General features: G+C 72.3%; 1 protein-coding gene. It reads right to left on the bottom strand.

All coding sequences use genetic code 11. The annotated features are described in order from the left end of the window. Positions 1-10,429: amino acid adenylation domain-containing protein (locus tag ACWDCZ_RS36520; RefSeq protein ID WP_449818145.1), on the bottom strand; the 10,429-nt coding region annotated here is incomplete at both ends.

Below are 10,429 nucleotides of genomic sequence, written 5' to 3' on the forward strand. Positions count from 1 at the left end.
AGCACGGCCACGGCTTCGCGCAGCGCCTCCGGGGAGAAGGCCTGCTCGTCCGGGATCCGGAAGGAGTTGATGTTGTGGTAGGCCGACTCGCCGCGTTCCTGGGCGGCCAGCATCTCGACCAGCATGCCGGTCTGGACCTGCGACAGCGGGTAGGCGTCCACGACGCCCTCGGGCAGCGCGGCCCGGTCCTCTTCGCCGATCAGCGCGAACGGCTCCACGGCGGTGACCAGCGACCCGTCGGTGGCCTGGCCGGTGAGGCCGGCCGCCATCGCGGCGATGGTGCGCGACTGGAACACGTCGCGGATGGAGACGTCGTACCCGGCGGTGCGCAGCGCGCCGACCAGCCGGACCGCACGGATCGAGTCGCCGCCGAGGTCGAAGAAGCTGTCCTCGACACCGACCTTCTCCAGGCCCAGCACCTCACCCCACACCTCGGCGAAGCGCTCCTCCACCGGAGTGCGCGGCGCCACGTGCCGCGAGGCCGCGAACGCCGAGCGGCCCGGCGCGGGCAGCGCGCGGTGGTCGACCTTCCCGTTGGCGTTCACCGGGATGAAGCCGAGGGCGACGAAGGCCGACGGGATCATGTAGTCGGGCAGGATGCCGCCCAGGTGCCCGCGCAGCAGGCCGGCGTCGACGGCCGTGCCGCCGTCGGCGACGACGTAGGCGACGAGGGACTTCTCCCCCGCGGAGTTCTCGTGGACGGTCACCACGGCACTCTTGACGCCGGAATGCTTGTGCAGCGCGCTCTCGATCTCGCCGAGCTCGATGCGGTAGCCGCGCACCTTCACCTGGGTGTCGACACGGCCGAGCGTCTCCAGGGTGCCGTCGGCCAGCCGGCGGGCCAGGTCGCCACTGCGGTACAGGCGCGATCCGGCCGGGCCGAACGGGTCCGGAATGAACTGCTCGGCGGTCAGCTCGGGGCGGTCCAGGTAGCCGCGGGCCACGCCGGGGCCGCCGATGCACATCTCGCCGACCACGCCCACGGGCACCAACTGGCCGTCGGCGTCGAGCAGGTGGATCCGGACGTCGTGGAACTTGTGCCCGAGGAGACTGCGGGACGGGTGGTCGAAGTCCTCCGTCACGAGCCGGTGCGCGGTGGCGATCACCGTGGTCTCGGTCGGGCCGTAGACGTTGAGCAGCACCGGGTGGTCGAGGCCCATCCGGTCCGCCCACGGCTGGAGCTGGGGGACCTCGACACGCTCGCCGCCGACGGCGATCAGCCGCAGGGCGAGCCGGTCCATCCGCGGGTCGCCGGTGGCCGCCATGGCGGCCACCGCGCCGAACGCGGAGGGGACGTAGGACAGGAAGGTGACCTGCTCGGCGACCAGCAGGTCGACGAAGTCCTCCGGCGAGCGGGTGGTCTCGTTGGACACGACCACCAGACGGCCGCCGTTCAGCAGGACGGCCCACATCTCCCAGGTGGAGAAGTCGAAGGCGTACGAGTGCGAGAGCACGCCGACGTCGCCGCCGGTGAACCCGAAGTCGTCCTGGATCGCCGGGAAGAGCCGCAGGACGTTGGCGTGGCTCGCCATGACGCCCTTGGGCTTTCCGGTGGAACCGGAGGTGTAGATGACGTAGATCAGGTTGTCCGGGGTGACGGTGGTCGCCGGCGCGGTGGCCGGGCGGGTCGCGATCTGCTCACGGCTGTCGCCGTCCAGCAGCACGATCCGGCCGTCGAACGAGTCGGTCACCCGCTCCGCCAGATCGGCGGTGCTCACCAGGATGCGGGCACCCGCGTCCTGGAGGATGTAGGACAGGCGCTCGTCCGGGTTCACCGGGTCCAGCGGCAGGTAGGCCGCACCCGACTTCATGACACCCAGCAGGGTCGGGACCAGGTCCAGACCGCGCTCCAGGCACACGCCCACGAGCCGGTCCGGGCCCGCGCCCAGGCCCTGCAGGTGGTGCGCGAGCCGGTTGGCCCACGCGTCCACCTCGGCATAGGTCAGCGACTCGGCGCCGAAGGTGATCGCGACCGCGTCCGGAGTACGGGCCGCCTGCTCCGCGAACACCTCGTGCAGGCAACCGTCGACCGGCACCTCCACCACAGCGTTCCACTCACCCAGCAGCAGCCCCCGCTCCGCCTCCGGCAGCAGGACCACCGAAGCGTCCCCCTCCGGGTCGGCCGCCATCGCCTCCAGCACCAACCGGTACATCGCACCGAAGCGCTCCAGGGCCGCACGGCCGACGACGGCCGTGGAGGTCCCGATGTTGATGCGCCCGCCCGAGGCCACGACGCTGAGTGCGAACTCGTTGGTCGCGGACGTCAGGTTGGCGTCGACGTCGACGGTGTCGGTGTCGACCTGGTGGAAGTCCTGGTGCTCGAAGAGCATCGTGATCAGGCGCTCGCCGGTGCCGCTGTCGCGCTGGACGGCGGGCAGCGGGTAGCGGCGGTGGGCCCAGATCTCCGCTTCCTGGGCGTAGACCTGCTCCACCAGCTGGCGCCAGGTGCCGGACGGACGGGTGGCCGGGAACGGCAGCGTGTTCAGGTGCATGCCCAGCACCCGCTCGGCGCCCGGCGCCTCCAAACGGCCGTGGTAGACCACACCGGTGTGGAAGGCCTCCTCCGAGGTCAGCGAGCCCAGCACCTTCAGGTGCGCGGCCAGCAGCACGCTCTTCAGCGAGGTCCGGGCCCGGGTCGCCAGTCGGCGCAGGTCCTCCTCCAGGTCCTGGTACCGGACGTACACCCGGTGGACGTCCTCGGCGCTGCCCTGGTCGTCGGCCCAGGTCTCGGGGAGCCGGGCCGGGGCGTGGCCGGCGACGACGTCCCGCCAGAAGGAGCGGTCCTCCTCGGAGGCCAGCGACTCCAGCTCGGCCGCGATGAAGTCCGCGTAGCGGACCGACGGCGCCTCGTAGGCGGGCAGCTCACGGCCGTCGCGCAGGTGCTGGTAGGACGCCAGCAGCTCCATGAGCAGCGAGTGGTAGCTCCAGCCCTCGGTGACGGCGTGGTTGTGGCTGAGGGTCAGCCGCCAGGCCTCGTCCGACTCCAGGTGCACCGCGACGCGCATCAGCGGCCCCACGGCCAGGTCGAAGCCCTCGGCCCGGTCCCGCTCGGCGAACGCACGGCCGCGCTCCTCGCGCTGCTGCTCGTCCAGTCCGCGCCAGTCGTGCACGGTCACCGGCAGTTGCGCGGTGGCGTGCACCAGCTGCAGCGGCTGGGAGTAGCCGCTCAGGTGCATCGAGGTGCGCAGGATGTCGTGCCGCTCGACGACGGCCTCGACGGCCCGGAGCATCGCGGGCTCGTCGAACGGGCGCTCGTCGGGAATCCGGAAGGAGGTGAGGTTGTGGTAGGTGCCCAGGCCGTCGGCCCGGAGCATCTCGACCAGGATGCCGGTCTGCACCTGCGACAGCGGGTAGGCGTCCACGACGCCCTCGGGCAGCGCGGCCCGGTCCCCGTCGCCGATCAGCGCGAACGGCTCCACGGCCTTGACGAGGGACTCGCCGCCCTGGCCGGTGAGGCCGGCCGCCATCGCGGCGATGGTGCGCGACTGGAACACGTCGCGGATCGAGACGTCGTACCCGGCGGTGCGCAGCGCGCCGACCAGCCGGACGGCACGGATGGAGTCGCCGCCGAGGTCGAAGAAGCTGTCCTCGACACCGACCCGGGCGACGCCCAGGACGTCCGACCAGATCGCCGCGAGCCGCTCCTCCACCGGGGTGCGCGGCGCCACGTGCTCGACCGTGGCGAAGGACGCCTGGTCGGGCGCGGGCAGCGCGCGGTGGTCGAGCTTGCCGTTGGGGGTCAGCGGGATCTCCGCCAGCGGCACGTAGGCGGCCGGGACCATGTAGTCCGGCAGCGAGGTGCGCAGGTGGGCCCGCAGGTCGCTCAGGTCGGCACCCTGCTCCGTCAGGATCAGGTAGGCGACCAGGGACTTCTCGCCGAGGGCGGTGGTGTGGACGGTGACCGCGGCGTCCCGCACCAGCGGGTGCCGGCGCAGGGTCGCCTCGATCTCGCCGAGCTCGATGCGGTAACCGCGGATCTTCACCTGGCCGTCGATGCGGCCGAGCGACTGCAGGGTGCCGTCGGCCAGCCGGCGGGCTAGGTCGCCACTGCGGTACAGCCGCGAGCCGGCCGGGCCGAACGGGTCCGGGGTGAACCGCTCGGCGGTCAGGTCCGGCCGGTCCAGGTAGCCGCGGGCCACGGCGGGCCCGCCGACGAAGATCTCACCGGGGACGCCGACCGGGACGAGCTGCCCCGCCGCGTCCAGCAGGTGGATGGTCATGTCGGCGAGCGGCGTGCCGATCGGGCTGTCCGCCGGGTGCGCCAGGTCCTCGTCGCCGACCCGGTGATAGGTGGAGTGCACCGTGGTCTCGGTGATGCCGTACATGTTGATCAGCGCGGGGCGGTCCGTCCCGACGCGGCGCGTCCAGGGCAGCACCTCCAGGAGGTCGAGCCGCTCGCCGCCGAACACGATGGCGCGCAGGTTGAGCCGGTCGATGCGCGGGTCACCGTCGGCGGCCATGGCCACCAGCGAGCGGAACGCGGTCGGGGTCTGGCACAGGATGGTGGCCCCGGTCCCGACCAGCAGGTCCACGAACTCCTCCGGCGAACGGATCACCGAGGAAGGGACGACGACGACGCGGCCGCCGTGCAGCAGCGCACCGTAGATCTCCCACACCGAGAAGTCGAAGGCGTAGGAGTGCGAGTGCGTGAAGACGTCGTCGGCACCGAAGCCGAACTGCTCACGGGTGGCGCCGAACAGGCGCAGGACGTTGGCGTGGCTGAGGGCGACGCCCTTGGGCTTGCCGGTGGAGCCGGAGGTGTAGATGACGTAGATCAGGTTGTCCGGGGTGACCGCGGTGGCCGGCGCGACGGCCGGAAGCCCGGCGATCAGCGCCTGCTCCGCCTCGTCGTCCAGCACCACGACCCGGCCCTCGAACGAGCCCGTCAGCCGGCCGGCCAGCGAGGACTCGGTCACCAGGATCCGGGCACCCGCGTCCTGAAGGATGTAGGACAGGCGCTCGTCCGGGTTCACCGGGTCCAGCGGCAGGTAGGCCGCACCCGACTTCATCACGCCCAGCAGGGTCGGGACCAGGTCCAGGCCGCGCTCCAGCGAGACACCCACGAGGTCGTCCGGGCCGGCACCCAGCGCGACCAGGCGCTGCGCCAGCCTGTTGGCCCGCTCGTCCACCTCGGCGTACGTCAGCGACTCGGTGCCGAAGACCACCGCGACCGCGTCCGGAGTACGGAGCGCCTGCTCCGCGAACACCTCGTGCAGGCAGCCGTCGACCGGCACCTCCACCACAGCGTTCCACTCACCCACCAGCGAGGCCCGCTCCGCCCCCGGCAGGCACGCCACCGAGGCGTCCCCGTCGAAGTCCGCGACCATCGCCTCCAGCACCAGCCGGTACATCTCCGCCAGCCGCGCCAGGTTCCACCCGCTCAGCACCTCGGTGGAGGCGGCCAGGTTGACGCGCTCGTGCGTGGCGATCACGGTCAGGCCGAACTCGTTGCTGCCGGTGTCCAGGCTGGACGCGGTGTCCACGGTGCCGGTGTCGACCTGGTGGAAGTCCTGGAAGTCGAACAGGGTGGTGACCAGGCGCTCGCCGGTGCCGCTGTCGTGCTGGATGGCGGGCAGCGGGTAGCGGCGGTGGGCCCAGATCTCCGACTCGCGGGCGTAGACCTGCTCCACCACCTCACGCCAGGTGCCCGAGGCCCGCTGCGCCGGGAACGGCAGGGTGTTCAGGTGCATACCGAGCACCCGCTCCGCACCCGGCGCCTCCAGACGCCCGTGGTAGACCACACCCGTGTGGAAGGCCTCCTCCGAGGTCAGCGAACCCAGCACCTTCAGGTGCGCGGCCAGCAGCACACTCTTGAGCGAGGTACGCGTCCGGGCAGCCAGCTCCCGCAGCTCCTCCGTCAGGTCGGCGAAGGAGGTGTGGGCCCAGTGCCGCTCGGCCGCCAGGCCGGTGTCGTCGGCCCAGGTGGCCGGGAGCTGGGCCGGGGCGTGGCCGGCGACGACGTCCCGCCAGTAGGCGCGGTCCTGCTCGGAGGCCAGCGACTCCAGCTCGGCCGCGATGAAGTCCGCGTAGCGGACCGACGGCGCCTCGTAGGCGGGCAGCTCACGGCCGTCGCGCAGCTCCCGGTAGGACGCCAGCAGCTCCATGAGGAGGCTGTTGACCGTCCAGCCCTCGGTCACCGCGTGGCAGTGGCTGAGGGTCAGGCGCCAGGCCTCGTCCGACTCCAGGTGGACGGCGAGCCGCATCAGCGGCGCCACGGCCAGGTCGAAGCCCTCGGCCCGGTCCCGCTCGGCGAACGCACGGCCGCGCTCCTCGCGCTGCTGCTCGTCCAGTCCGCGCCAGTCGTGGACGGTGAACGCGAACTCGGCCTCGGCGTGCACCAGCTGGAGCGGCTGGGAGTAGCCGCTGAGAGCCACGGAGGTGCGCAGCAGTTCGTGCCGCTGCGACAGCACGGCCACGGCTTCGCGCAGCGCCTCCGGGGAGAAGGCCTGCTCGTCCGGGATCCGGAAGGAGTTGATGTTGTGGTAGGCCGACTCGCCGCGCTCCTGGGCGGCCAGCATCTCGACCAGCATGCCGGTCTGCACCTGCGACAGCGGGTAGGCGTCCACGACGCCCTCGGGCAGCGCGGCCCGGTCCCCGTCGCCGATCAGCGCGAACGGCTCCACGGCGGTGACCAGCGACCCGTCGGTGGCCTGGCCGGTGAGGCCGGCCGCCATCGCGGCGATCGTCCGCGCCTGGAACACGTCGCGGATGGAGACGTCGTACCCGGCGGTGCGCAGCGCGCCGACCAGCCGGACGGCGCGGATGGAGTCGCCGCCGAGGTCGAAGAAGCTGTCCTCGACGCTGACCTTCTCCAGGCCCAGCACCTCACCCCACACCTCGGCGAAGCGCTCCTCCACCGGAGTGCGCGGCGCCACGTGCCGCGAGGCCGCGAACGCTGAGCGGTCCGGCGCGGGCAGCGCGCGGTGGTCGAGCTTGCCGTTGGGGGTCAGCGGGATCGCCTGGACCGCGACGTAGGCGGCCGGGACCATGTAGTCCGGCAGCGAACCGCGCAGGTGGGCCCGCAGGTCGGCGGCGTCCGATCCGCTCTCCTCGGCCGGGACCACGTAGGCGACCAGAACCTTCTCGCCGTCCTCGGAGGTGCGGGCGATCACGGCGGCGCTGCCGACGCTCGGGTGGGCGCGCAGCGCGGTCTCGATCTCGCCGAGCTCGATGCGGTAGCCGCGGATCTTCACCTGGCCGTCGATGCGGCCGAGCGATTCCAGGGTGCCGTCGGCCAGCCGGCGGGCCAGGTCGCCACTGCGGTACAGCCGCGAGCCGGCCGGACCGAACGGGTCGGGGGTGAACCGCTCGGCGGTCAGCTCCGGCCGGTCCAGGTAGCCGCGGGCCACGGCGGGCCCGCCGACGAAGATCTCACCCGGGACGCCGACCGGGACGAGCTGCCCCGCCGCGTCCAGGACGTGGATCACGGTGTCGTCGAGCGGGATGCCGACCGGGCTGTCCGCCGGGTGCGCCAGGTCCTCCTCGGTGATCTGGCGGAAGGTGGAGTGCACCGTGGTCTCGGTGATGCCGTACATGTTGATCAGCGCGGGGCGCTGCGCACCGACCCGGTCGGTCCACGGCAGCAGCTGGGCGAGGTCGAGCCGCTCGCCCGCGAAGACGACGGCGCGCAGGTTGAGCCGGTCGATGCGCGGGTCGCCGTCGGCGGCCATGGCCACCAGCGAGCGGAACGCGGTCGGGGTCTGGCACAGGATGGTGGCCCCGGTCCCGACCAGCAGGCTCAGGAACTCGTCGGGCGAGCGGGTGACCGTCGCGGGGACGACCACCAGGCGGCCGCCGTGCAGCAGGGCGCCCCACATCTCCCACACCGACACGTCGAAGGCGTAGGAGTGGAAGAGCGGCCAGACGTCCTGGGCGTCGAAGTGGTAGTGACGCTCACTGCTGGTGAACAGGCGCAGGACGTTGGCGTGGCTGAGGGCGACGCCCTTGGGCTTGCCGGTGGAGCCGGAGGTGTAGATGACGTAGATCAGGTTGTCCGGGGTGACCGCGGTGACCGGCGCGACGGCCGGAAGCCCGGCGATCAGCGCCTGCTCCGCCTCGTCGTCCAGCACCACGACCCGGCCCTCGAACGAGCCCGTCAGCCGGCCGGCCAGCGAGGACTCGGTCACCAGGATCCGGGCACCCGCGTCCTGGAGGATGTAGGACAGACGCTCGTCCGGGTTCACCGGGTCCAGCGGCAGGTAGGCCGCACCCGACTTCATCACACCCAGCAGGGTCGGAACCAGGTCCAGACCGCGCTCCAGCGAGACACCCACGAGGTCGTCCGGGCCGGCACCCAGCGCGACCAGGCGCTGCGCCAGCCTGTTGGCCCGCTCGTCCACCTCGGCGTACGTCAGCGACTCGGCGCCGAAGACCACCGCGACCGCGTCCGGAGTACGGACCGCCTGCTCCGCGAACACCTCGTGCAGGCAACCGTCGACCGGCACCTCCACCGTGGCGTTCCACTCACCCACCAGCGAGGCCCGCTCCGCCCCCGGCAGGCACGCCACCGAGGCGTCCCCGTCGAAGTCCGCGACCATCGCCTCCAGCACCAGCCGGTACATCTCCGCCAGCCGCGCCAGGTTCCGCCCGCTCAGCACCTCGGTGGTGCTGCCGATGGAGATCCGGCCGCGGGCCGCGGTGACGTTGACCGCGAACTCGTTCACGCCGTCGCCGATGTTGGCGTCGACATCGACGGTGTCGGTGTCGACCTGGTGGAAGTCCTGGTGGTCGAAGAGCATCGTGATCAGGCGCTCACCGGTGCCGCTGTCGCGCTGGATGGCGGGCAGCGGGTAGCGGCGGTGGGCCCAGATCTCCGACTCGCGGGCGTACACGCCCTCCACCAGTTCACGCCAGGTGCCGGACGGACGGGTGGCCGGGAACGGCAGCGTGTTCAGGTGCATGCCCAGCACCCGCTCCGCACCCGGCGCCTCCAGACGCCCGTGGTAGACCACACCGGTGTGGAAGGCCTCCTCCGAGGTCAGCGAACCCAGCACCTTCAGGTGCGCGGCCAGCAGCACACTCTTCAGCGAGGTGCGCGCGCGGGCGGCGAGTCGGCGCAGGTCCTCCTCCAGGTCCGCGAACGGTGCGTGGGCCCAGTGCCGCTCGACGGTGCCGGTGCTCTCGCCCCAGCCGGCGGGCACGAGCATGGGCGCGTGCCGGCCGATGACGTCCCGCCAGAAGGCGCGGTCCTGCTCGGAGGCCAGCGACTCCAGCTCGGCCGCGATGAAGTCGGCGTACCGGACGGCCGGCGCCTCCTCGTCAGTGGCCTCGCCCCGGTCGCGCAGCTGCTGGTAGGCGGCCACGATCTCGGTCATCAGGGAGTTGGCGGTCCAACCCTCGGTCACCGCGTGGCAGTGGCTGAGGACCAGGCGCCAGGCCTCGTCCGACTCCAGGTGGACGGCGAGCCGGACCAGCGGGGCGGCGGTCACGTCGAACGGGGTGGCGCGGTCCAGCGCGGCGAACTCCGCGCGGGCGGCGTCGAGCCCGGCCGCGTCGAGCTCGCGCAGGTCGTGCAGCGAGAGCGGCAGCTCGGCGGTGGCGTGGACGAACTGGAGCGGCTGCGAGTAGCCGGTCATCTCGACCGAGGTGCGCAGGATGTCGTGCCGCTGCACGACGTGCGCGAGGGCGGCGCGCAGCGTCTCCAGCTGGAAGGGCCGGGTGTCCGGGATCAGGAAGGAGTTGAGGTTGTGGTAGACGGCGGTGCCCGGGTTCGCCATCATCTCGACGAGCATGCCGGTCTGGACCTGCGACAGCGGGTAGGCGTCCACGACGCCCTCGGGCAGCGCGGCCCGGTCCTCGTCGCCGATCAGCGCGAACGGCTCCACCGTGGTGACCAGCGATGCGCCGGCCTCCTGACCGCTCAGCTTCTGAGCCAGGCGGGCGACGGTCCGCAGCTCGAAGACGTCCTGCACCGTCACGTCGTAGCCGGTGGCGCGCAGGGCGCCGACCAGACGGACGACGCGGATGGAGTCGCCGCCGAGGTCGAAGAAGCTGTCCTCGATGCCGACCCGGGTGACGCCCAGGACGTCCGACCAGACGGCCGCCAGCCTCTCCTCCACCGGGGTACGCGGCGCCACGTACGCGGACTGCGCGAACGCGTCGGCGTCCGGGGCGGGCAGGGCCTTGTGGTCGACCTTGCCGCTGTTGGTCAGCGGGATGGCCGCCAGCTCCATGAAAGCGGCCGGGACCATGTATTCGGGCAGCGAGCGGGACAGGAACTCCCGCAGCGCGGCCGTGTCCGGAGCCGAGTCGTCAGCCGGGACCACGTAGGCGACCAGGGACTTGTCACCCTGGGCGTCCTCGTGCGCGGCCACGACGGCGTCGCGGACAGAGGTGTGCTCGCGCAGGGCGCTCTCGATCTCGCCGAGCTCGATGCGGTAGCCGCGGATCTTCACCTGGCCGTCGATGCGGCCCAGGCACTCCAGGGTGC

The sequence above is a fragment of the Kitasatospora sp. NPDC001225 genome, from assembly GCF_053597855.1.